This window comes from Thermasporomyces composti, assembly GCF_003386795.1.
In the GTDB taxonomy this organism is placed as follows: Bacteria; Actinomycetota; Actinomycetes; order Propionibacteriales; family Actinopolymorphaceae; genus Thermasporomyces; species Thermasporomyces composti.
Genome location: NZ_QTUC01000001.1, coordinates 513,010 through 536,455 on the forward strand (window position 1 = coordinate 513,010; position 23,446 = coordinate 536,455).

Below are 23,446 nucleotides of genomic sequence, written 5' to 3' on the forward strand. Positions count from 1 at the left end.
AGCGTCAGCGCAGCTTGCGCCCCAAGGCCGGGGCGCCAGGAACCTTACGGAGAAACGACGCCCGCCGGGCCAACCTCTGGACGAGAGCGCGGCGCGGCCTCGTCGGTTCGCCGGACGCGCGTCCCTCGGCGGCCCTCCGGCGGCGGACCTCCGCGATCATCTCCGCCTCCCCCACCGACACCGACGGATCGAACTCGCGATCGCGTCCGCGCCGCGGGTCCGGCGCCCACTCGCTCAACGCCGGACGGGGCAGATCCGCCAACGCCTTGTCGATGTCGGCGAGCAGCTGCTCACGCCCGTACGAGTCGTCCAGCCCGTCACGCCCGTTGACCAGGGCGGACCAGAACGGCGCTTCCAGCAGCGCCTCCGGCGGCATCGCGCAGGTCCGCTCGACCAGCTCCGCGGGCAGCTGCTGCGGATCCCGGATCAGGTAGCGGTCCATGATCTCGGCATAGCTGTCGCGGAGCACCCGGTTGCCCGGGTCGACGCCGAAGACCACCATCATGCCGGTCGGCCGGGTGTTCACCACCGCCAACCGTAGGTCCGGGCGGTACCGCTGGAGCACCGGGACCATCTTGTAGACGTCACCGGTCCACGCGCCGGTGTGACGGTTGCGCGCCGCCTCGTCGACGTTGCGAGGAAGTTGGTCGTCGAAGACCACGACACTCGACCAGTCGGTGTAGGCCTCGACGTTGATGAAGTCCCGTAAGGCGTACTCGAACAGGTGCATCCCGTCGATGAAGGCCAGGTCGACCCGGGCGCCTCGCAGGTGCTCCAGAGGGTTCTCGCGCGCGAAGAAGTCATCGCTGGTGGCGCGCACCAGGTGCAGGTCGCAGCGAAGTTCCTTGACGACCTTGAACGCGGGGTCCACCGCGACCGTGGGAACCCGGGACAGCGCCAGACTTCGTCCGTCGTTGACCCCGATCTCCAGGTAGGTGCGTGGCCGGTAGACCTCGTGCAGCTGGCGTAGGAACTCGTGGCGATGCACGCGACCTGCTCCTCGTCGTCACTCGCGGACGTCCGATCCGGACTATCCGGGAACGATAGGAGCCCGTCGGTGACGTGCGGTTCCAACACGCGCGGACCACTACTCTGCGTCACGACGGTGCCGTGAGCAGGGCCGCGAGGCGATGTCAGAGCACCGCGTCCCTGCTGGACCACGGCTCGTCGACACGTCCCTTCGCCGACCACGGTCCTCCCGTCGCCGCTCCCCCGCACGATCGAGAAGGCCGCCGGACGGCCTGCCTCGTGGAGTCAGGGCCTCGGCAAGGTGGGGAACGCGGCGTGGAGCGCCTCGCGCCAGTGCCGGATCGGCCCCAGGCCGAGCTCCGCCCACCGTGCGTGGCCGAGCACGCTGTAGGCCGGCCGCGGCGCGGGTCGAGGGAACCTGTCGGTGGTCGTGGGTCGGACGCGGTCGGGGTCGGCGCCGAGCAGTCGGAAGACCTCCCGCGCGAGCTCGTACCACGTGGCCTCGCCCGCGCTGGTGGCGTGGAAGATCCCCGCCGCGCGTGGATCGGCGCCCAGCAGCACCAGGCGCTCGGCGACGTCGACCGTCCACGTGGGCTGCCCGCGCTGGTCGTCCACCACCTCGAGGGTGTCCCGCTCCCGCTCCAGCCGCATCATCGTGCGGACGAAGTTGCCGCCGTGCGCGCCGTAGAGCCACGCCGTCCGCACCACGACACCGGTCGTCGGAAGCGTGTCGAGCACGGCTTCCTCGCCAGCGAGCTTGGTCCGGCCATAGGCCGTCGCGGGCGCCGGCTTGGCGTCCTCGGCGTAGGGTGCGCGGGCGTCGCCGGCGAACACGTAGTCGGTGGACACGTGCACCAACCGGGTGCCGTGGGCGGCGGCCGCCTCGGCGAGGAGGCGCGGACCCACCGCGTTGACCTGGTACGCGCGCTCCTCGTCGGTCTCGGCGTCGTCGACGGCGGTGTAGGCCGCGCAGTTGACCACCACGTCCGGCCGGTGGCGGTCGAATGCGGCCCGGACCGCGTCGGCGTCGGTGATGTCGAGGTCGCCGCGACCGAGACCGACCACCTCGTGACCGGCCTCACGCAACGCGACCATCACGTCGTGGCCGAGCATGCCGCCGGCGCCGGTGACGATCCACCTGAGCGTGGTCATGGGTCTCGCCCTACTCCACGACGCTCACAGGGCTGCCCGCTTCTTCAGCGGCTCCCACCAGGCGCGGTTCTCCCGGTACCAGGCCACGGTCTCCGCCAGGCCGGTCTCGAAGTCCCGCTGCGGCGTGTACCCGAGCTCCTCGCGGATCTTCGTCCAGTCGACCGAGTAGCGACGGTCGTGACCCTTGCGGTCCTCGACGTACTCGACGCTGTCCCAGGTCGCGCCACAGGCGGCGAGCAACCGGTCGGTGAGCTCCTTGTTGGTCAGCTCCGTCCCACCCCCGATGTTGTAGATCTCGCCCGGACGGCCCTTCTCCAGCACGAGCGCGATCGCGCGGCAGTGGTCGTCGACGTGCAGCCAGTCCCGCACGTTGAGGCCGTCGCCGTACAGCGGGACCTTCTTGCCCTCGAGGAGGTTCGTGATGAACAGCGGGATGACCTTCTCGGGGAACTGGTAGGGGCCGTAGTTGTTCGAGCACCGCGTCACCCGCACGTCCAACCCATGGGTGCGGTGGTAGGACAGCGCGATCAGGTCGCTCGCGGCCTTGGAGGCCGAGTACGGCGAGTTCGGCTGCAGTGGGTCGGTCTCCGGCCAGGAGCCCTCCAGGATGGAACCGTACACCTCGTCGGTGGAGACATGGATGAAGGGTGAGACGCCGTGCCGGAGGGCGGCGTCGAGGAGCGTGTGCGTCCCCACGACGTTGGTCATCACGAAGTCGGCCGCGCCCTTGATGGACCGGTCGACGTGGGACTCGGCGGCGAAGTGCACCACCGCGTCGTGGCCCGGCAGGACCTCATCGACCAGGGCGGCATCGGCGATGTCACCGTGGACGAAGGAGAAGCCGGGCAGGTCGCGCACCGGGTCGAGGTTGGCGAGGTTGCCGGCGTAGGTCAGCTTGTCCAGCACCGTCACCCGCGCGCCAGCCAGACTCGGGTACCCCCCGGTGAGCAGCGTGCGAACGAAGTGCGAGCCGACGAAACCGGCCGCTCCGGTGACGAGGATCGCGGGCGTCGAACGAGACATCGTGGAACCTTGTGGGGCTTGCCCTTGCATGACTATCCGATCGTGACGAGCTGACTGTTACGAGCTGATCTGGATCCTGCTGTGGTCACCGAGGACCAGCCGGTGCGCCTTCGGCACCTTCGGGGCCGGCGTGACCTGGACCTGGTGGCCGATGAGCGACGCCTCGATTCGGCGTACCCCCTGGATCGACGAGTTGTGCAAGACGATCGAGAACTCGATCTCGGAGTCGATGATCTGGCAGTCGTGCTGGACCGAGGTGAACGGCCCGATGTAGGAGTCGACCACCCGGGTGTTCGCTCCGATGATCACGGGGCCGACGATCCGTGAGCCGACGATCTCCGCGCCCTCCTCGACGACGACCCGGCCGATGATCTCGGACGTGTCGTCGACCGATCCGTCGATCTTCGGCTCGAGCCGCTCCAGGACCGAGCGGTTGACCTCCAGCATGTCCTCGACGTTCCCGGTGTCCTTCCAGTAGCCGGAGATCACCGTGGACCGCACGTCGTATCCCTGGTCGACCAGCCACTGGATGGCGTGGGTGATCTCCAGCTCCCCGCGCCAGGACGGCTCGATCTTGCGCACTGCCTGGTGGATCACGGGCGTGAACATGTAGACGCCGACCAGTGCGAGGTCGCTCTTGGGCTGCTTGGGCTTCTCCTCCAAGCCGACGACCCGACCGTTCTCGTCGAGCTCGACGACGCCGAACGCGCTGGGGTTGGGCACGTGCTGGAGGAGGATCTGGGCGTCGGGACGGGTGGCGCGGAACTCGTCCACCAAGGGCGTGATGCCGCCGACGATGAAGTTGTCGCCGAGGTACATCACGAAGTCCTCATCCCCCAGGTAGTCGCGTGAGATGAGCACGGCGTGCGCCAGCCCACGCGGCGCGTCCTGTGGGATGAACGTCACATCCAGGCCGAACCGCGAACCGTCGCCGACCGCCTCCTTGACCTCCTCGGCGGCCTGGTCCACGCCGACGACGATGCCGACCTCCCTGATCCCGGCGTCGGCGATCGCCTCCAGCCCGTAGAAGAGGACAGGTTTGTTGGCCACCGGAACCAGCTGCTTGGCCGACGTGTGGGTGATCGGCCGCAGTCGAGTACCAGCGCCGCCGGACAGAACCAAAGCTCGCATGAAGCGACACCATAGCCGCTGTACCGCATGCCGCTCGTGTCCACCACCGTGTGGTTGGTACGCCGTGTGATGATCTTTCCCCACACGGGCACAGGCCACGGACGGTTGCCGCGCCCGCTATGCCCCGACCTGGGTCGTCAGGCAACCTACTGGGCAGCGGTCGGCGTCCTGGGACCGACCGCCCACGGCGAAGGGAGCCGCGTGCGGAGAGACCGCGAGGAGGCGTTCGATGCGTTTGTCCGCACTCGCATGCCGGAATTGTTGAGGTTCGCCCACATGTTGACGGGCAACCCCGACGCCGCCGCGGACTTGGTGCAGGACGCCTTGGAACGCGCTCTCGACGCCTGGCCTCGGATTCGCAATCACGAGGACCCGGAAGGCTACGTCCGCCGGATCATGGTCAACCGAAACGTCAGCATCTGGCGTCGCCGACGGCGTGAGTACCTCGTCGAGGGGGTCCCCGATCAAGCGCACCACGACGACCCGCCCATGCTCGACCCGGAGCTGCGCGCCGCGCTCGCGGCACTGCCACCGCGTCAGCGGACCGTCCTCGTCCTCCGGTACGGCGAGGACCTGTCCGAGCGGCAGGTCGCGGAGATGCTGGGCTGCTCGGTCGGCACGGTGAAGAGCCAGGCCTTCAAGGCGCTCGCGAAACTGCGGGAGCACTTGTCACGCCCCACCGACAGCACGCCGGCGAGCACGGCCGTGGCCGCCCCCACGCGCGACGACCCGGTGCGTGGGAAGCCGGTGTCAGCGCCGAGAACCAGCGGACGGGACGAGAGCACCCCAAGCGAACCCGGCGGGGAGGAGGCCACTCCATGGACCCGCTAGAGGAACGCCTCCGTCAAGCGCTGCGGGACGAGGCGTGGAGCCTGCCGGTCGACCCCGCGCTGCTGTCCCGCGTGCGCGCGGGAGCCGCCCGGAGGCGCCGGCGGCGGTCGCTCGCGCTCGCTGCCGCGGCGGTCACGATCGTGGCGACCGGCTTCGGCGTCGTCGGTCTCCTCCTGGGCTCGGAGCAGGCGACCGTGGCGAGCGGGGCGGGCGAAGCGGCGACCATGATGGAGCGCTCCGCAGCGGGTGACGACACCTCGACGTCGACCGGTGCTGATCCAACGCCGCTCGACGCGGGAGCCGAGCGGGCTCCCGTCCCCGACACACCCGACCCGTCGACGACCCGGACCCACCGGGCCGGACCCACCCGCGCTCCGGCCGAGGCGCCCGTCCCCGACGGCTTCACGCCGACGGCCGTCGCCGCCGCGAGCCCCAGCACCGCCTGGGTGCTGGGAACCTCGGACGGCGTCGATGGCGCGGTCGTGGCCGTGTCCGAGGACGGCGGGGCGACGTTCGCGCTCGCGGGCACGATCGGGGCCGCCCTCGCTCGCAGCGACGGCGAGACGGGACCGGACACGGTGCGCTGGCTCACGTTCGCCGCGGACGGACGACACGGATGGGCCTACGGCGGCGCTCTGTGGACGACCCAGGACGCCGGCCGGTCCTGGTCGGTCACCCGCAGCGTTCCCGGCACGGTGGAGCGCGTGGAGACCGACGGAACGACCGCGTACGCGCTCGTCCGCGACGGGGACGTCTGGCGGCTGTGGCGGGCTCGCGTCGGCACGGTGGACTGGCGGGCGCTTCCGGTCGAGATCCACGACCCGAGGACGGTGACGGTCACGGATCGGCTCCTCGCTCTCACCGACCGCGACGACACCGGTGCGTACGTCCTGGTGTCCACCGACTCCGGCGCTTCGTTCACCCGGCAGGAGACGCCGTGCTCCCCGGACCTCGACGCCGGGCAGGTGACGGCCGCCGGCGCCTCCCTGTGGCTCACCTGCCCCAGCGGCAGCCAGCAGACCGTGCACCTGTCGACCGACCACGGCCTCACCTGGACACAGGTCCCGACGGGACCGCTTCCCGCCACCGCCGCCGAGCTCAGCGCCCGCGGCGCACGTGACGCGGTGGTCGCTCTTCCCGGTCGCGCGATGCTGCTCGACCCGGACGGCGCCCGGCACGCCAGCGTTCCCGGCATGGGCGAGCCGATGATGGCCGCGTTCACCACCGAGGGGACCGGCTATCTCCTCGACGTCGAGGGCAATCTCTTCCGCACCACCGACGAAGGCAGCACGTGGAGCCGCGTGACCGTCGACTGAGCCCGTGCGCCGCACGGTGAGGGCGTCAGGCGCGTGCTCGTCGACAGCCGGCGCCGGCCAGGGCCAGCCCCTGGGCCTCCGGTCTCGTCACACCGCGTGCCAGACCGTCGTAGCCGGGGCCCTCTCGGGACTCAGGAAGCCGCCACCGAGCCCGTCGGCGCGGTGGGCGAGCCGCGACGCAGCCGGTCGTCGACGTAGACCAGCGCACGGCCGAAGCGGACCCGCACCTCTTCCTCCGTCCCTTGCTCCAGACCGACGAACGCGCGCACGGTCACGACGCCGAGGTCGAGCACGATCTCCTTGTAGTGCCCCCGCGGCATGACCCGGACGATCCGCGCCTTCGCGCCGTCACCGTCGGCCACGATCTGGACGTCCTCGGGACGGACGCCGACCGTGCCGGGCGTGTCGAGCAATGCGGTCGGCGCCGCGCAGGGGACCACCACGCCGTCGCCGAGGTCGACCACGGCTCCCTGGCCCGTGGACCGCACCCGGGCCTCGAGGAAGTTCATCGTGCCCACGAAGTCGGCGACGAATCGGGTCTCCGGCTCCCGGTACAGCGCGTGTGGATCGGCGTACTGCTCGATCCGACCGTTGTTCATGACAGCGATCCGGTCGGAGATCGCGAGCGCCTCGTCCTGGTCGTGCGTGACGAACACCGTCGTGATGCCGACGCGCTGTTGGATCTGCCTGATGTCCTCGCGTACCCGCACCCGCAGCTTCGCGTCGAGGTTCGACAGCGGCTCGTCGAGCAACAGCACCTTGGGCTCGAGGACGAGCGCCCGGGCGAGCGCCACACGCTGCTGCTCCCCGCCGGAGATCTGCGCGGGATAGCTGTGGATGTGATGGGTCAGGTTGACCGACGCGAGAACGCGTTCGACCCGCTCGGCCACCTCCCGCTTGGGCAGCTTGCGCAGCCGCAGACCGTATGCGACGTTCTTGAAGACGGTCATGTGCGGCCACAACGCGTAGTTCTGGAACACCATCGCGGTCGGGCGCCGCTCCGGCGGCGTGTGGGTGTACGGAGTGCCGTCGATCAGCACCTCGCCCGCGTCCGGACGCAGGAAGCCGCCGATGATCCGCAGGGTCGTCGTCTTTCCGCAACCGGAGGGACCGAGCAGACAGACCAGCTCGCCACGGCGCACCTCGAGGTCGAACCCGTCGACGATCGTCCGCCCGCCGAGCACCTTGGTGATCCCGCGCAACGTCAACCCGTCGCTCATCTGACCCCTAACGCAGGTGGAAACCCTCGGCGAGACGACCGCCCATGACGTGCCGACGCACCAGCAACATGAGCAGCACCGAGGGGATCGACAACAGGATGGAGAACACCGCCGCGGCCTGCTCCGGGTAGTTGAGCACGAGGGTGTACATCTCGGTCGGCATGGTGATGTAGTTCGGCGCGCCCACGAGGAAGGTGCCCTGAGCCTCGTCGAACGACGCGAGGAACGACAGGATCATCGCGACCAGGATGCCCGGCGCGGCGAGCGGGAACGTCACCGTGAAGAACACCCTCAACGGCCCCGCGCCGACGTCCCGAGCCGCCTCCTCCAGGCTGCGGGGAACGGACGCGAACGCCGCCGCGGGTATCCACGTCATGAAGACGATCGTGCCGAGGAGCTGGACCACGACGACGCCGAGGAACGTCCCCATGAGGTGGAGGCTGTAGAGCAGGCCGGCGACCGACACGAACAGTCCGATCTTCGGGAACGCGTTGGTCGCGAAGAGGGAGACGAGGAGCACCCGCCGCCCCGGGAAGTTGAACCTCGCGAACGCGTAGGCAGCGGGCAGGCAGATGAGCGCGGAGAGCGCCGTGACGACCGGCGCGAACGTGAAGCTCAGCCGGATGGAACTGCCCAGCGTCTGGTCCGCCAGGACCTGCCGCCACCAGCTCAGCGTCCAGCTCTCCGGCAACAGCGAGGGGTACGACCAGGAGGCCGCGAACGCCCGGAGGGACAACCACACGAGCGGGCCGAGAATGAACACCGCGAGCAGGAGCACGCACAACCCGAGCACACCCCGGGCGACCACCCGGCGGACGACGTTCACGACCGGCCGGCGGGGCTCCGGGACCGCGGACGCCTCGTCGACCCGCTGACGCGCCTGCACCGTGCTCATAGCACCGCTCCCGAGCGCTTGGCGGAGCGGAAGTTGGCCCAGACGTACACCGCTCCGATGCCCGCCGCGATCGCGAACACCACCATCGCCATCACCTGCGCCTGCTGGGGTTGGTTGAACGCGCCGAAGGTGTTGGTCATGAGGGGGCCGAGCATGTTGGGCGCCGAGGGCCCCGTGAGGTAGGGCACCGTGAAGCTGCCCAGCACGGCGATGCCGGTGAAGGACGCGACGATCACCGTCGGGACGAGGTTCAGGGGCACGAGCACCGACACCACCGCACGAGGAAGCGAGGCGCCCGCGTCACGGGCCGCGTCGATGAGCACGTCGGGCACGGCGGCGAGGCCGGACGTCATCATCAGCACGCCGAACGGCAGGTTCACCCACACCTGCGCGATCGTCACCGCGACCATGGTGTAGCTGAACGTGGGCGCCGACTCCCAGCCGAGGAGAGCCGCGACCGTCCGGACGAACCCGTCCGACGCGTAGAACGTGAGGATGGCGTACGACGCGATCACCACCGGGATGAAGAGCGGGACGACGGCGAGGGCGGAGAACACCTTCGCCACCCGACTCCCCGACAGTCGCACGTACAGCGCGATCGCCCACGCGAGCGTCAGCGTGACCGCCACCGACACGACGGTCACGATCACGGTGGCGACCACGCTGCGCTGGAACTGCTGGCTCGCGAAGACCTCGGCATACGCGTCGGTGGTCCCCCACCAATGGTCGGCGAAGTGCTGCCGCTGACCGATCGAGGCGACCACCGAGTTGGGCCCTCCAGTGTGACCGAGCGTGTACATCGCCGCAGTCAGCACCGGAAAGCCCACGAAGAGTGCCACCACCAGGACGGGCGGCGCGACCATGAGCAGGCCACGGATCCGCTGGCTTCTCATCCGCGCGTTTCCCCGGCCGGCTCAGCCTGGCACCTTCTGCTGCCAGAGGTTGTTGAGGTCGCTGATCATCTTCTGCGAGTAGGTGAGGCGGAGGTTCTGGGTCTCCAGCCCGGCGAACTTCTCCTGCACCTCGGCCGGCATCTTCTCGAGGTTGATGGCGGGATAGCCGGCCAGGACCTCGACGATCTTCTGCTGTTGCTCGGGCTCGAGCACCCAGTTGAGCAGCTTCAGCGCCGCCTCCTTGTTGCGGGCGTTCTTCGGCATCCCGAGGTAGGCGGCACCGCCGGTGAACGAGGGGTTTCTGATCTGGGTGAGCTTGATCTCCGGCCCGAGCAGGCCGCTCTCCATGCTGGAGAGCGCCATGTCGGACCAGACCGGCGCCATCCAGATCTCCCCCTTGCCCAGGAGGTTGAGGACGTCTTGGTTGCCGTTGGGGTAGACCCCCTGATAGATCGCGGGATGCAGCTCCTTGAGGACGGCGAACCCCTCGTCCCACAGCGACTCGAGCTCGGGGACGTACCCTTCGACCATCTTCTGACGGTCCTCCTCGGAGAGGAACTTGTCGAGGACCGTCGTTACGAACGACTGGCCGGAGCCTCCGGTGCTGGGGGAGTTGTAGGTGAACTTTCCGGGATTCGCCTTGATCCAGGCCAGCAACTCGTCGAGGGTCTGCGGCGGCTCCTTCACCTTGGAGGAGTTGTAGGCGAGGACGACCGACGACCCGCGGTAGGGCACGGCCGCGTGGTCGACGGGTTCGAGCGCGCTCTCGTCGACGTTGGCGAGGTTGGGGACGCTCGTCGTGTCGACCTTGGCGAGCAGACCCGACGTCGCCGCCTGGCGCACCAGGCCGCTGTCGGCGAGGTCGAAGCCGGCGTCCTGGTCCGCCTTCACCGCGGCGCCGAGTTTCGCGAGCGTCGTCGTGTCGTTGACACCGTGCTCGGAGAACGTCACCCGGACGTCGTAGCCCGGGTGCGCTTCCCGGAACGCCGGTATCAGGGTCTTCTCCCACAACCCTCGAACGTTGACGTCACCACCGATGTAGAGGCGGACCGTCTTGCCCTCGCCGGACGAGCCCGCCGACGTGTTTTCCCCACCACAGCCTGCGGCGGCGAGCGCGACCGTCGACGCCACCCCGGCGACCAGAAACTTCATGAGCGTGCGCACGACAGACCCCTTCGTCGTCCTTCGCACCCTCCTGTTCGATTGGTGGGGGAATTACACATTGACTGGTGGGCGTTAGGCAATATCTCGGCGGAGATGGGACGGGTGGCCGTTCGACCGCCACGGCGGCCGGCCGAGGGCCCGACGACGCGTCGGCCTTGTGAGGATCCGTCGCGAACGCGGGGTTCCTTGGGCCTGTCGACGCCGTGAGGGAGTATGGGGCGGTGGTGCCCCACGGTGACGTCCTCGAACGCTTCTCACCGGCGACCAGGGAGTGGTTCCGGTCGTCGTTCCCCGAACCCACGCCGGCGCAGGTGGGCGCGTGGGACGCGGTGAGCCGGGGCGAGCACAGCCTGGTGGTGGCGCCGACCGGGTCGGGCAAGACGCTCGCGGCGTTCCTGTGGGCTCTCGACCGGCTCGCGACCAGCTCGCCACCCGCCGACCGGCGCCGTCGCTGCCGAGTCCTCTACGTCTCGCCGCTCAAGGCCCTCGCCGTCGACGTCGAGCGCAACCTGCGTGCCCCCCTCGCCGGCATCCGGCACACCGCGCAGCGGCTCGGCCTGCCGACCCCCGAGATCGAGGTGGCGATCCGGACGGGAGACACACCCGCCGACGCTCGGCGCCGGTTCAGCCGCCGTCCCGCCGACATCCTCATCACCACGCCGGAGTCGTTGTTCCTGCTGCTGACGTCCCAAGCTCGCGAGGCGCTGCGCGGCGTGGAGACCGTGATCGTCGACGAGGTGCACGCGCTCGCCGGCAACAAGCGGGGCGCGCACCTCGCGCTGAGCCTGGAGCGCCTCGACGCGCTCGTCGCCGGCCGGCCGGGAGCACCCCGTGACGGGGACACCGGTGAAGGGGGCCCTTCTCCCTCCGGTCCATCCGGTCGACCCCAGCGCGGCCCCACCCAGCGCATCGGGCTGTCGGCCACGGTCCGTCCCGTGCAGGAGGTCGCGCGCTTCCTCGGCGGCGTGGCACCGGTGACCGTGGTCAATCCGCCGTCCGCCAAGGAGCTCGACCTCCAGATCGTCGTCCCGGTCGAGGACATGGGGGAGCTCGGGCAGACCTTGCCGATGGAGGAGCAGCTCGGCGCCGCCGCCGGCCCGGAGCGCCGCTCCTCGATCTGGCCACACGTCGAGGAACGGGTCGCCGACCTGGTGGAGCGGCACCGGTCCACCCTCGTCTTCGCCAACTCCCGTCGGCTCGCGGAGCGACTCACCGCGCGGCTCAACGAGATCCACGCCCTTCGGCTCGAGGAACGAGGCGACGGGGACGTCGACTCCGCGGCGGACGGGAGCTCGGCGCCCAGGATCCCAGCGCAGATCATCCCGGCGCAGATCATGGCCCAGTCAGGGGCGAGCCGAGGCTCTCCCGCCGTCCTCGCCCGCGCTCACCACGGCTCGGTCAGCAAGGAGCAGCGGGCACGCATCGAGGACGATCTGAAGTCCGGTCGGCTCCCGTGCGTCGTCGCCACGAGCAGCTTGGAGCTGGGCATCGACATGGGGGCCGTCGACCTCGTCGTCCAGGTCGAGTCCCCGCCCTCCGTGGCGAGCGGTCTGCAGCGCGTCGGCCGGGCGGGACACCAGGTGGGCGCCGTCTCTCGCGGAGTCATCTTCCCCAAGTACCGCGGCGACCTGCTCGCCACCGCCGTCGTCGCCGAGCGCATGCGCGCTGGTCTCATCGAGGAGACCCGCGTGCCGGTCAACCCGCTCGACGTCCTCGCCCAGCACATCGTCTCCGCCGTGTCCGTCGACACCTGGCACGTCGACGACCTCTTCGACCTCGTACGCCGGACGGCGTCGTTCCAGACCCTGCCCCGCTCGGCCTACGAGGCGGTGCTCGACATGCTGGCCGGACGGTACCCGTCGGACGAGTTCGCCGAGCTACGGCCGCGCCTGGTCTGGGACCGCGTCGCCGGGACCCTCACCGCCCGCCCCGGCGCCCAACGGCTCGCGGTCACCAGCGGGGGCACGATCCCCGATCGGGGGTTGTTCGGCGTCTTCCTCGTCGGCGAGAAGTCCAGCAGGGTGGGCGAGCTCGACGAGGAGATGGTCTACGAGTCCCGGGTCGGCGACGTCTTCACGCTCGGCGCGTCCTCCTGGCGGATCGAGGACATCACCCACGACCGGGTGCTCGTCTCCCCCGCGCCGGGTCAGCCGGGCCGACTCCCGTTCTGGCGAGGTGACACCCTCGGGCGACCCGCCGAGCTCGGACGGGCGATCGGCGCGTTCGTTCGGGAGCTCTCCCGCCTCGATCCCGACCAGGCCCGCGAGCGGGTACGCGCCGCGGGTCTCGACGAGTGGGCGACCGACAACCTCCTCGACTACCTGGAGGAGCAGCGCCAGGCGACGCGCCACCTGCCCAACGACCGGACGATCGTCGTCGAGCGGTTCCGCGACGAGCTGGGGGACTGGCGGGTGTGCGTGCACAGCCCCTACGGCGCGGCGGTGCACGCTCCGTGGGCACTGGCCATCGCCGCCAGGTTGCGCGAGCGGTACGGCGTCGACGTCCAGGCCATCCACGCCGACGACGGCATCGTGCTGCGCATCCCCGACACCGAGGACACCCCACCCGGCGCCGACCTCGCGCTGTTCGATCCCGACGAGATCGAGCAGATCGTCACCGAGGAGGTCGGTGGGTCGGCGCTCTTCGCGGCACGGTTCCGCGAGTGCGCCGCCCGCGCCTTGCTCCTGCCACGTCGGGACCCTCGACGGCGGTCTCCGCTCTGGCAACAGCGCCAACGGTCGGCGCAGCTGCTCGCGGTGGCGAGCAAGTACGGGTCGTTCCCCATCGTGCTGGAGACGGTGCGGGAGTGCCTGCAGGACGTCTACGACCTGCCGGGCCTCGTCGAGGTGCTGCGCGGCATCGCCGCCCGCCGGATCCGCGTCGTGGAGGTCGAGACCAGCGAGCCGTCGCCGTTCGCCAAGTCGCTGACCTTCGGCTACATCGCCGCGTTCATGTACGAGGGGGACGCGCCTCTGGCCGAGCGGAAGGCCGCCGCGCTCTCCCTCGACCGGTCCCTGCTGGCGGAGCTGCTCGGCCAGGCCGAGCTGCGGGACCTGCTCGACCCTGAGGTGATCGCCCACACCGAGGCGGAGCTCCAGCGGCTCACCCCCGACCGTCGCTGCCGCGACCTCGAGGGCGTCGCCGACCTGCTCCGGCTGCTCGGGCCGCTGTCCACCGAGGAGGTCGCGGCACGCTGCGCCGAGCCTGACCGAGCCGCCGCGTGGCTGGCGGAGCTGGAGCGTGCGCGACGGGTCATTCGCGTGCGCGGACCGGCGACCCACCCGGCTGGAGCCGGCGAGCAGGCGGAGCCGGTCGAGCGGTGGGCGGCCATCGAGGACGCGGGACGGCTGCGCGACGCCTTGGGCATTCCCCTGCCGGTCGGGGTCCCGGAGGCGTTCACCGAGCCGGTCGCTGACCCCCTCGGCGACCTCGTGGCCCGCTACGCCCGGACCCACGGGCCCTTCCACGCCGTCGACGTGGCCCACCGCTTCGGTCTGGGCGTCGCCGTCGTCCTCACGACCCTGCGCCGCCTGGCGGCCGAGGGACGGGTCGTCGAAGGCACCTTCGGAAGGTCGCCTTGGACCAGCCCGCCCTCCGACGGCGCTGGTGATGGGCTCGCCGCGGACTCGGACGCGTTCGTGGACGCGAGCCTGTCCGGAAGCGAGTGGTGCGACGCCGGTGTGCTCCGACTCCTGCGGCGGCGTTCACTCGCCGCCCTCCGCCGCGAGGTCGAGCCCGCCGAGCCGGAGACCCTGGCCCGTTTCCTGCCGGTCTGGCAGCACGTGGGTGGCCGGCTTCGCGGGACAGAGGGCGTGCTCCGGGTGGTGGAGCAGCTGGCCGGGTGCGCGGTGCCGGCGTCGGCGCTCGAACGGCTCGTCCTCGCCGTGCGAGTCGCCGACTACTCCCCCGCCATGCTGGACGAGCTGACCGCCTCCGGCGAGGTGCTGTGGGCCGGTCACGGATCCCTCCCCGGCACCGACGGGTGGATCTCCCTGCACCTCGCCGACACCGCGCCGCTGACCTTGCCCGAACCGGACCCCGCGTTCGAACCCGGACCACTGCACCGCGCGATCCTGCGGGTCCTCGAACCCGGCGGTGGCTACTTCTTCCGACCGCTGGCGGACGCCGTCCAGCGCCTGCTCCTCGACGAGCGCCCGTCGGACCAGGCCCACGAGGACGCCGGCGATCCGACCCTCGTGACCGACGCGGCGCTGGTCACCGCCCTGTGGGACCTGGTCTGGGCGGGGTACGTCACCTGCGATACCGCCGCCCCGCTGCGGGCGCTGCTGTCCGGCGGATCGCCGGCGCACCGACAGCGGACGACGCCGACCCGGGCGAGATTCGCTGGTCGGCCGTCCCTGCGCGGCCGGCCGGCGCTGCCGACCCGGACCGGGCCACCGATCGCCGCCGGCCGGTGGTCGCGACTGCCGGAGCGGGATCCGGACCCCACCCGCCGGGCCCACGCGATCGCCGAGGTGCTGCTCGATCGTCACGGCATCCTCACTCGTGGCGCCGTGGTCGCCGAGCGGATCCCGGGTGGCTTCGCCGCCGCCTACCAGGTTCTCTCGGCCTTCGAGGAGGCGGGCCGCTGCCGTCGGGGCTACTTCGTCGCAGGGTTGGGCGCCGCGCAGTTCGGGGTGCCGGGGGCGGTCGATCAGCTCCGCGCGATGGCGCAGGAGGCACGGACCGACGGCGCGCCCCTGGACCTCGCGGTGGTGCGGGAGCGGACGGTCGCGGACCGTTCCACTCGTACCCTCGTGCTGGCCGCGACGGACCCCGCGAACCCCTACGGCGCGGCACTCCCCTGGCCGCCCCGCCCTCACCAGGTGCAGGAGGAGTCCGCCGGGCACCGGCCGGGCCGGAAGGCGGGCGCGCTCGTCGTCTTGGTCGACGGTCGGCTCGTGCTGTACGTCGAACGGGGTGGTCGGACGTTGCTGACCTGGAGCGACGACCCAGGGGTGCTGCAGCCCGCGGTGGACGCCCTGGCGTTGGCCGTGCGGGAAGGCGTCCTCGGCAAGCTGAGCGTCGAGCGGGTCGACGGCGAGGCGGTGCTCAGGGCGCACACGGACGGCGAGAGCCCGCTCGCCTCCGCTCTCGCCGCGGCGGGCTTCTACGTCACGCCTCGCGGCCTGCGCCTACGCGGGTGAGCGCCGAGTGCGAGGCTCCGACCACCGCGGGAGAGGACGAGAACAGGATGCGACTGCTGGTGGTGTCCGACACCCACGCGCCCCGTCGCTGGCGCTCCTGCCCTGAGCGTGTCGCTCAGCACGCGCGGACGGCGGACGTGATCCTGCACGCGGGGGACGTGTGCGTCCCCGGCGTTCTCGACGAGCTCTCCGCCTTCGCGCCGGTCCACGTCGTACGCGGGAACAACGATGGACCGGACGTCGCCGCGTGGGGAGCTCCGGAGGAGCTCGAGCTGACCCTCGACGGCGTCCGGGTGGCCATGGTGCACGACAGCGGTCCGACGAAAGGTCGCGCGCACCGGCTGCGCCGCCGGTTCCCCGAGGCCGACCTCGTGGTGTTCGGCCACTCCCACATCCCGTGGGTCCAGGAGGACGACGGGGTCTGGTTCGTCAACCCGGGCTCACCGACGGACCGGCGTCGGCAACCCCACGGCACGATCGGGATCGTCGACGTCGAACGTGGCCGGGTCCTGGACGTGCGCATCGTCCCCGTCACGTAGGGCGCCCGCCGGCCGTCCGGCGGCCCGGCGGGCCGCCCTATCATCGGGGCGGTTCGTGGCCGTGGTCGTCAGCGGAAAGGAGGCCCCGTGCCCACGCCGCCCCTGCCGGCGCACTTGATCCAGACGCTGACCAAGCCCAATCCCGCAGTGATGGCCACCGTGCGTCCAGACGGGACGCCGGTCAGCGTGGCGACCTGGTATCTGTGGGATGACGGACGGATCCTGCTCAACATGGACGCCGGCCGGGCCCGGTTGGGTCACCTGCGTGTCAACCCGCGCGTCTCCCTCACCGTGTTGGACGACGACTCCTGGTACCGCCACATCAGCCTGCAGGGCACGGTGACGCTCCAGCCCGACCCTGACTTGGTCGACATCGACCGCCTGGCACGCCACTACACCGGCAAGCCCTACTGGAACCGGGAGCGTCCGCGGGTGACCGCGTGGCTGGAGATCAGCTCCTACCACGCGTGGGGCTTCGACTGAGCCGACGCTCCCCGGGTAGGCGCGCCGGCGCGACGTTCTCTGGCGCGACGTTTTCTGGTGTGACGTTTTCTGGTGTGACGGCCCCAGCCCCCCGGCACACCGTCACTCGTCACAGCAGGGCGCGACCGACCGCGAGCTCACGGGTGTCGGGCGCCAGCAGCCGCTCGGCGTCGGCGCTCAGGTCGTCCGGTTTGCGCTGGGACTCCCGCTCCGCCGCGACTCGCGCCTTGTAAATCTCGACCTCGGTCCGAACCCGGTCCTCGTCCCAGCCGAGCACGTCCGCGACGCAGCCCGCCGCGGCCGCCGCCGTCTCCGTTCCCCGGTGCGCGGTCTCGATGGAGATCCGAGTCCGACGGGCCAGCACGTCGTCGAGATGGACGGCGGCCTCGTGCGTCGCGGCGTAGCGCGCCTCGACGGCGAGGTACTCCCCGGCGCCGGGCAGCGGCTCCAGCAACGTGCGGTCGTGCTCGGCCAGCTCCAGCACCTCATCGATGAGGGAGCCGTACCGCCCGAGCAACCGCTGCATCCGCCACACCGGCAATCCGTACTCATCCGCGAGCGTCTCGACCTGGTTGGCGAGCGCGTGGTACCCCTCCGCGCCCAGCAGGGGCACGTTCTCGGTGACCGAGTCCGGCACCGACGGATCCAAGTCGGCCCGTGCGGCGTCCACGGCGTCCTTGGCCATGACCCGGTACGTCGTGTACTTGCCACCCGCGATCGAGACGAGGCCTGGCAGCGGCCGGGCCACGGCGTGCTCACGCGACAGCTGGCTGGTCTGCTCAGACTCCCCCGCCAGCAGGGGGCGGAGGCCGGCGTACACCCCCTCGATGTCGTCGGGTGTGAGCTTCTCCACCAGCACGTCGTTGACGTGTGCGAGGAGGTAGTCGATGTCGGCCCGGCTCGCCGCGGGATGCGCCTTGTCGAGATTCCAGTCCGTGTCCGTCGTGCCGACGATCCAGTGGTTGCCCCACGGGATGACGAAGAGCACGGACTGCTCCGTCCGCAGGATCAGGCCGACCTCCGACGGGATCCGGTCCCGCGGAACGAGAATGTGCACGCCCTTCGACGCCCGCACTCGGAACCGCCCACGACCGCCGGTCAGCCGCTGCACGTCGTCCGTCCACACACCAGTGCAGTTGATGACCACCTTGGCCCGGATCGTCGTGGTCGCGCCGGAGTCGACGTCGCGCACGTGCGCGCCCACGATCCGTCCGCCCTCGCGGAGAAACCCGGTGACCTCGGAGGAGTTGCGCACCACCGCCCCGTAGCGCGCGGCGGTCCGAACCACGGTGAGCGTGTGGCGGGCGTCGTCCACCTGGGCGTCGTAGTAGCGAATCGCACCGACAAGGGAGTCCCGCCGCAACGCCGGACACAGTTTGAGGGCGCTGCCCCGGGTCAGGTGCCGGTGCATCGGGGTCGTCCGACGTCGCGCCATCGTGTCGTACAGGATCAGGCCCGCACCGACGTAGGGACGCTCCCAGAACCGGTGGCGCAGCGGGTAGACGAACGGCACTGGCCTGACCAGGTGTGGTGCGAGGCGGGAGAGCATGAGGTCGCGCTCCTGCAGCGCCTCCGCGACGAGCTCGAAGTTCAGCTGCTCCAGGTAGCGCAGACCCCCGTGGAAGAGCTTGCTGGACCTGCTCGAGGTCCCGCTCGCGAAATCCCGCGCCTCGACCAACGCCGTGCGCAACCCCCGGGTCACCGCGTCCAGCGCCGTGCCCGCGCCGGTCACACCGCCACCGATGACGAGCACGTCGAACGGCTCGCGGCCGAACCGCCTCCACGCCTGCGCTCGTTCGGCGGGGCCGAGCCTCGCTGAATTTCTCACAACACTATCTCCCCCGATAAGTTCCGACGATTCTACGAGGATTTTTTACTTCGCGAGCGAAGGATCAACACAGTCGGCAGGATCTTCACAGCGGATCCTCACAACGGATAGCGCTGAAAACACGACGCGCGCGATGCCCACACCGTTCTCAGGAAACCACACCGAGGACGGCCCGGCAGGAGGTCGCAACGATGTGGAAGATCATCCTTTCCGAGACCGTCGGGACGATGCTGCTGACCCTGCTCGGCTGCTCCGTCGTCGCGAACAATCTGCTCAAGAACACGAAGGGACACGCCGATGGCTGGCTGCTGATCTGCTTCGGGTGGGGTCTTGGCGTCTTCGCCGGGGTCTACGCGGCCTTCCATTCGGGCGGACACATCAATCCTGCGGTCACGGTCGGCATCCTGGTGAGTGGCGCGTCGAGTTATGCGCCTGGCATTCCGGTCACCTTCGCGAATACCATCGCCTACTTCGTCGGAGAATTTGTCGGCGCATTTCTCGGCGCCGTCTTGACCTGGCTCGCTTATCGAGAACACTTCCAACGCACGGAGGCCCCGGCCGACAAGCTCGCGGTGTTCTCCACCGGACCGCAGTACCGCAGCTACCCGTGGAACTTCCTCACCGAGGTCGTGGCGACGTTCGTCCTCGTCTACGTCGTCTTGGTGTACGGCCACACACCGTCCGGGCTCGGCCCGCTCGGCGTCGCGCTGGTCGTGGTGGGCATCGGCGCGTCCCTCGGCGGTCCGACCGGGTACGCGATCAACCCGGCCCGCGACCTCGGGCCGCGCATCGCCCACGCGGCCCTGCCGATCAAGGGCAAAGGGAGCAGCGACTGGTCCTACTCGTGGGTCCCGGTCGCCGGACCACTCGTTGGCGGTGTCCTCGCGGCGCTCCTCTCGCGCGTCGCCACCTGACCCACGCCACCTACCGACCTCCGTCGGCGCTCCGTACGCTACCCCCACACTCACCGATCAGCGAGTGGAGATTCGATGACCGACTACGTCGCCGCGATCGATCAGGGAACGACCAGCACTCGGTGCATGATCTTCGACCACCTCGGTCGAGTCGTCAGCAGCCACCAGGTCGAGCACAAGCAGATCTTCCCCCGCGCGGGCTGGGTCGAGCACGATCCCGAGGAGATCTGGACCAACACCCGTGAGGTCGCGGCCGGAGCCCTCGCCAAGGCGGGCCTCAACGCGAGCTCCATCGCCGCCATCGGCATCACCAACCAGCGCGAGACCGCCCTGGTGTGGGAGCGGTCGACGGGGAAGCCGGTCTACAACGCGATCGTGTGGCAGGACACCCGCACCGCCGAGATCTGCGAGCGGCTTGGCGCGTTGGGCGGCGGCGCGGATCGCTACCGCGATCGCGTGGGCCTCCCGCTGGCCACGTACTTCTCGGGCCCGAAGGTCATGTGGATCCTGGAGAACGTCGAAGGCGCTCGGGAGAAGGCCGAACGCGGTGAGCTGCTCTTCGGCACGATCGACACCTGGCTGCTGTGGAACCTCACGGGTGGCCCCGACGGAGGGCTCCACATCACGGACGTGACGAACGCGTCCCGCACGATGCTGATGGATCTCGAGACGCTCCAGTGGGACGCCGACATCGCGGCCGAGATGGGCATCCCCCTGTCGATGCTGCCGGAGATCCGTTCCTCCTCCGAGGTCTACGCGCCGGGTCGCGCTGGAGGTTGGATGTCGTCGGGGGTTCCCATCGCCTCCGCGCTCGGTGACCAGCAGGCCGCGACGTTCGGCCAGGTGTGCTTCGACGTGGGTACGGCCAAGAACACCTACGGCACCGGGAACTTCCTCCTGCTCAACACCGGCACCGAGCGGGTGCGCAGTGAGAACGGCCTGATCACGACCGCGTGCTACAAGATCGGCGACGGCCCGTGCGTCTACGCCCTGGAGGGCTCCATCGCGGTGACCGGCTCCCTCGTGCAGTGGCTGCGCGACAACCTCGGGCTCATCAAGAGCGCCCCGGAGGTCGAGGACCTCGCCCGCACCGTCGAGGACAACGGCGGAGCCTACTTCGTGCCGGCGTTCTCCGGGCTGTTCGCGCCCTACTGGCGGTCGGACGCGCGTGGCGTGCTCGTCGGCCTCACGCGTTACGTCAACAAGGGCCACATCGCGCGTGCCGTGCTGGAGGCGACCGCCTTCCAGACTCGCGAGGTCGTCGACGCCATGAACGCCGACTCGGGCGTGGCGTTGAGCGAGCTGAAGGTCGACGGCGGCATGGTGGCGAACGAGCTGCTCATGCAGTTCCAGTCCGACATCCTCGACGTTCCGGTGATCCGTCCGCAGGTGGCCGAGACGACCGCGCTGGGCGCCGCGTACGCCGCCGGGCTGGCCGTGGGGTACTGGTCCAACCAGGACGACCTTCGGCGGAACTGGCAGGAGGACAAGCGCTGGCTGCCGAACATGGACGCCGAGGTACGCGAGCGCGAATACGCCCGATGGAAGAAGGCGGTCACCCGAACCTTCGACTGGGTGGACTGACCGACTGGGTGGACTGACGCGCGCCTGCAGCGCGCCCTTCCAGCGCGCCTACCACCGGCCGCGGTGGACCACCTCGTCCAAGCCTCGCCTACCCCGTCGCAGCGAGGGCGACGGACGGTCGGGCGCTCGGTGGCCGAGCGCGACGACGCCGATGGGCGTCTGGTCCTCGGGCACCCCGAACGCCGCACGGAACGTCTCGAGGCGCTCGGGTGGGATCCCGAAGAAGCAGGCGCCCAGCCCTTCGTCGGTGGCGGTGAGCAGCATGAGCAGGGTGGCCATGCCGGTGTCGATGTGCCAGTACGGCACCGGCCACCGCGACTCGTCGCGGTCGGTCCAGCCCTTGTCGGGCTCGGCGTAGCGGTCGAGGTAGGCGCGCTTGCACGACATCGGCACGATCAGCACGGGCGCTCGTCGCAGGCCCCGCGACCAGGTGTCGACACCCCGACCCGGAGGAGTGGCCGCCTCCCAGAACCGCGCCACGTCCTCCGGGGTGTCCAAGAGCAGGAAGCTCCACCCTTGGGTGAAGCCCGCCGACGGCGCGCGGATCGCGTTGCCGAGAACGCGGGTCACCACAGCCGGGTCGACCGGCCGTGGGTCGAAGTTGCGCACCATGCGGCGTCGCCGTACGACGTCCTGGAACTCCACGCCTCGCCTTCCGCTCCCCGGCCGGAGACCCTGCCGGCCTCGGCAGCCGATCGTACGCCCGCGGGCGAGAATGGCCTGGTGAGGACCCTGGTGAAGATCACGTCGGACGCGCTGGTGTGCAGTGCCTGAAGGCGACACCGTGTGGCTCACCGCGCGGCGCCTGCACACGGTCCTCGCCGACCAGGTCCTGGTCCGCGCCGAGCTCCGCGTGCCCAGATTCGCCACGGCCGATCTGGTGGGCCGGCGTGTGCTCGAGGTGCTCTCCCGAGGGAAGCACCTCCTGACCCGGATCGAGCCGAACCTCACCCTCCACACGCACCTCGGCATGGACGGCTCGTACCGCATCCATCGCGCTGGCCGATGGTGGCCAGGGACGCGCGAGCCCGTCCGAGTAGCCCTGGCGACCGCGCGTCACGTCGTGGTCGGCCGGAATCTCGCCCGGGTCGACCTCGTGCCGCTCGAGGAGGAGTCACAGCTCATCGGCCACTTGGGTCCCGACCTGCTGGGCGCGGACTGGGATCCTGACGAGGCGGTTCGGCGGCTGATGCGCGATCCGGATCGCTCGATCGGTGAGGCGCTGCTCGACCAGAGCAACCTCGCCGGAATCGGCAACCTCTACCGGGCCGAGCTGCTGTTCCTCCGTGGCGTGCATCCCGCCACGCCCGTGCGTGACGTCGGTGACCTCGACCAGCTGGTCCGCCTCGCCCACCGACTCCTGTGGGTCAATCGCGAACACCCCGAGCAGACGACCACGGGAGACCCCCGAAGGGGGCAGGAGCATTGGGTCTACCGCCGCGCTGGTCAGCCGTGCCGACGCTGTGGGACGACCGTTCGGCGCGCCTTCCTCGGACCCCCAGGGCAGGAACGCGTCACATTCTGGTGCCCCACCTGCCAACCCGAGCGACCCACGTGACCATGCCGCACGGCAGCCGGCGCCAGTCGACCACCGTCCACGACGAACGTCAGTCGCCCCGTGGGGGAAGCGGTGGTCAGGCCGCGGCGACGACGTCGTGCGAGTCCGCGGCGTCGACGAGCTCGCCCTCGTCGAGGCGAGCCTTCTCCACCCGCGCCGACTCCACCACGCGAGGCTCGATCTTCTCCACGACGCCCGGCGGAACGTCGTCGACGACCGCGTGGTCGAGTGTCGGTCGGCTGACCCGGCGTCGTCTGGTCCGGCTCGGCTGCTCGTCTGCGGCGTCGGCCGGAGCGCCGTTGGCTTCGACAACCTCGGCGACACCGATCGGGGTGGAGTTCAGGTGCCGAGACGGCACACCTCGCGGCGCCGTGGTCGAGCCGGCCGCGAGCGCCGCCGCAGCTTCGACCTTGTCGATCTCGTCACAGACCTCGCGCAGTACCTCGGACAAGGGAACGTCGAGCGCCTGACAGATCGCGGAGAGCAACTCGCTCGAGGCTTCCTTCTGCCCGCGCTCGATCTCGGAGATGTATCCGAGGCTGACCCGAGCGTCCCGGGAGACCTCGCGGAGAGTGAGCCCTTGCCGCAGGCGCTGGCGGCGCAGCACGCCACCGATCACGTGCCGAACCAGGACCATCCTTCACTCCCTCCGCATCTCCGACTGTGGACACTCGCTGACAAGGGACGCACGACACTGATACGCGCCCAGGCAGCACCCACCGTACCCGGGACGACCGTCAACTGACGACCCATGACTCTGGTCTTATCACCCGTGCGGTCGACTGCCGGAGCCTGGCGT

The 23,446-nt window shown here is 70.3% G+C and carries 18 protein-coding genes and 1 pseudogene; 8 read left to right on the top strand and 11 right to left on the bottom strand.

The genetic code is table 11. The features are described from left to right. Window positions 1-4: 4 nt before the first annotated feature. The 4 genes from DFJ64_RS02240 to DFJ64_RS02255 all read right to left on the bottom strand — a co-directional run bounded on the left by DFJ64_RS02240 (window position 5) and on the right by DFJ64_RS02255 (window position 4,275). The gene (locus DFJ64_RS02240) at window positions 5-988 is read right to left on the bottom strand and encodes a class I SAM-dependent methyltransferase (RefSeq protein ID WP_211310463.1); all 984 of its coding nucleotides are present in this window, start codon (window positions 986-988) and stop codon (window positions 5-7) included. A gap of 266 nt (window positions 989-1,254) precedes the next feature. Next, window positions 1,255-2,121 carry a dTDP-4-dehydrorhamnose reductase gene (gene rfbD, locus DFJ64_RS02245; protein WP_115848928.1) on the bottom strand — a complete coding sequence of 289 codons (867 nt, stop codon included), beginning with the start codon at window positions 2,119-2,121 and terminating at the stop codon, window positions 1,255-1,257. A 24-nt stretch (window positions 2,122-2,145) separates the two neighbouring features. Further along, window positions 2,146-3,144: a dTDP-glucose 4,6-dehydratase gene (gene rfbB / locus DFJ64_RS02250; protein WP_115848929.1), complete on the bottom strand. Its 999-nt coding sequence runs from the start codon at window positions 3,142-3,144 to the stop codon at window positions 2,146-2,148. Between the two features lie 57 nt (window positions 3,145-3,201). Then, entirely contained in the window at window positions 3,202-4,275 is a 1,074-nt protein-coding gene (locus DFJ64_RS02255; RefSeq protein WP_115848930.1) for a glucose-1-phosphate thymidylyltransferase, read from the bottom strand. A gap of 249 nt (window positions 4,276-4,524) precedes the next feature. Here DFJ64_RS02255 and DFJ64_RS02260 point away from each other — a divergent pair, with 249 nt between their 5' ends. Further along, window positions 4,525-5,106 carry a SigE family RNA polymerase sigma factor gene (locus tag DFJ64_RS02260; RefSeq protein WP_245941260.1) on the top strand — a complete coding sequence of 194 codons (582 nt, stop codon included), beginning with the start codon at window positions 4,525-4,527 and terminating at the stop codon, window positions 5,104-5,106. Then, window positions 5,094-6,422 carry a WD40/YVTN/BNR-like repeat-containing protein gene (locus DFJ64_RS02265; protein WP_115848931.1) on the top strand — a complete coding sequence of 443 codons (1,329 nt, stop codon included), beginning with the start codon at window positions 5,094-5,096 and terminating at the stop codon, window positions 6,420-6,422. Before DFJ64_RS02260 ends, DFJ64_RS02265 begins: the two co-directional genes overlap by 13 nt. A 131-nt stretch (window positions 6,423-6,553) precedes the next feature. Here the strand turns inward: DFJ64_RS02265 and DFJ64_RS02270 are convergent, their stop codons facing one another. From DFJ64_RS02270 to DFJ64_RS02285, 4 genes are read right to left on the bottom strand one after another with little or no spacing between them, the layout of a single operon-like run. Then, entirely contained in the window at window positions 6,554-7,642 is a 1,089-nt protein-coding gene (locus tag DFJ64_RS02270) for an ABC transporter ATP-binding protein (RefSeq protein WP_115848932.1), read from the bottom strand. A 7-nt stretch (window positions 7,643-7,649) separates the two neighbouring features. After that, entirely contained in the window at window positions 7,650-8,537 is an 888-nt protein-coding gene (locus DFJ64_RS02275) for an ABC transporter permease (RefSeq protein ID WP_115848933.1), read from the bottom strand. Further along, window positions 8,534-9,430 carry an ABC transporter permease gene (locus tag DFJ64_RS02280; RefSeq protein WP_211310465.1) on the bottom strand — a complete coding sequence of 299 codons (897 nt, stop codon included), beginning with the start codon at window positions 9,428-9,430 and terminating at the stop codon, window positions 8,534-8,536. Before DFJ64_RS02280 ends, DFJ64_RS02275 begins: the two co-directional genes overlap by 4 nt. Before the next feature lie 21 nt (window positions 9,431-9,451). Then, a complete protein-coding gene (locus tag DFJ64_RS02285; protein ID WP_115848934.1) occupies window positions 9,452-10,594 on the bottom strand; it encodes an extracellular solute-binding protein in 1,143 nt (380 codons plus the stop codon). Between the two features lie 221 nt (window positions 10,595-10,815). Between DFJ64_RS02285 and DFJ64_RS02290 the strand changes: the two genes are divergently transcribed. The 3 genes from DFJ64_RS02290 (at window position 10,816) to DFJ64_RS02300 (ending at window position 16,763) form a co-directional block, all read left to right on the top strand. Further along, on the top strand, window positions 10,816-15,741 hold the full coding sequence (locus tag DFJ64_RS02290; RefSeq protein ID WP_425452155.1) for an Lhr family helicase: 4,926 nt from the start codon (window positions 10,816-10,818) through the stop codon (window positions 15,739-15,741). 47 nt (window positions 15,742-15,788) lie between these two features. Continuing rightward, window positions 15,789-16,280, top strand: coding sequence for a metallophosphoesterase family protein (locus tag DFJ64_RS02295; protein WP_115851763.1), 492 nt, complete (start codon window positions 15,789-15,791; stop codon window positions 16,278-16,280). Window positions 16,281-16,367: 87 nt separating this feature from the next. Continuing rightward, window positions 16,368-16,763: a PPOX class F420-dependent oxidoreductase gene (locus tag DFJ64_RS02300; protein ID WP_115848935.1), complete on the top strand. Its 396-nt coding sequence runs from the start codon at window positions 16,368-16,370 to the stop codon at window positions 16,761-16,763. Between the two features lie 109 nt (window positions 16,764-16,872). Here DFJ64_RS02300 and DFJ64_RS02305 read toward each other — a convergent pair whose 3' ends face one another. Continuing rightward, complete coding sequence (locus tag DFJ64_RS02305; RefSeq protein WP_115848936.1) at window positions 16,873-18,591, bottom strand: glycerol-3-phosphate dehydrogenase/oxidase; 1,719 nt, start codon at window positions 18,589-18,591, stop codon at window positions 16,873-16,875. A gap of 191 nt (window positions 18,592-18,782) precedes the next feature. Between DFJ64_RS02305 and DFJ64_RS02310 the strand changes: the two genes are divergently transcribed. Beyond that, a complete protein-coding gene (locus DFJ64_RS02310; RefSeq protein ID WP_115848937.1) occupies window positions 18,783-19,505 on the top strand; it encodes an MIP/aquaporin family protein in 723 nt (240 codons plus the stop codon). A gap of 75 nt (window positions 19,506-19,580) precedes the next feature. After that, window positions 19,581-21,089, top strand: a complete 1,509-nt coding sequence (glpK, locus tag DFJ64_RS02315; RefSeq protein ID WP_115848938.1) for a glycerol kinase GlpK — start codon at window positions 19,581-19,583, stop codon at window positions 21,087-21,089. A gap of 48 nt (window positions 21,090-21,137) precedes the next feature. Here the strand turns inward: glpK and DFJ64_RS02320 are convergent, their stop codons facing one another. Beyond that, window positions 21,138-21,734, bottom strand: coding sequence for a nitroreductase family protein (locus DFJ64_RS02320; RefSeq protein WP_115848939.1), 597 nt, complete (start codon window positions 21,732-21,734; stop codon window positions 21,138-21,140). A 121-nt stretch (window positions 21,735-21,855) separates the two neighbouring features. Here DFJ64_RS02320 and DFJ64_RS02325 point away from each other — a divergent pair, with 121 nt between their 5' ends. Beyond that, on the top strand, window positions 21,856-22,647 hold the full coding sequence (locus tag DFJ64_RS02325; protein ID WP_115848940.1) for a DNA-formamidopyrimidine glycosylase family protein: 792 nt from the start codon (window positions 21,856-21,858) through the stop codon (window positions 22,645-22,647). Between the two features lie 403 nt (window positions 22,648-23,050). Here the strand turns inward: DFJ64_RS02325 and DFJ64_RS19810 are convergent. Continuing rightward, window positions 23,051-23,284: pseudogene (locus DFJ64_RS19810) on the bottom strand (helix-turn-helix domain-containing protein); the annotation flags it as partial. Window positions 23,285-23,446 lie beyond the last annotated feature (162 nt).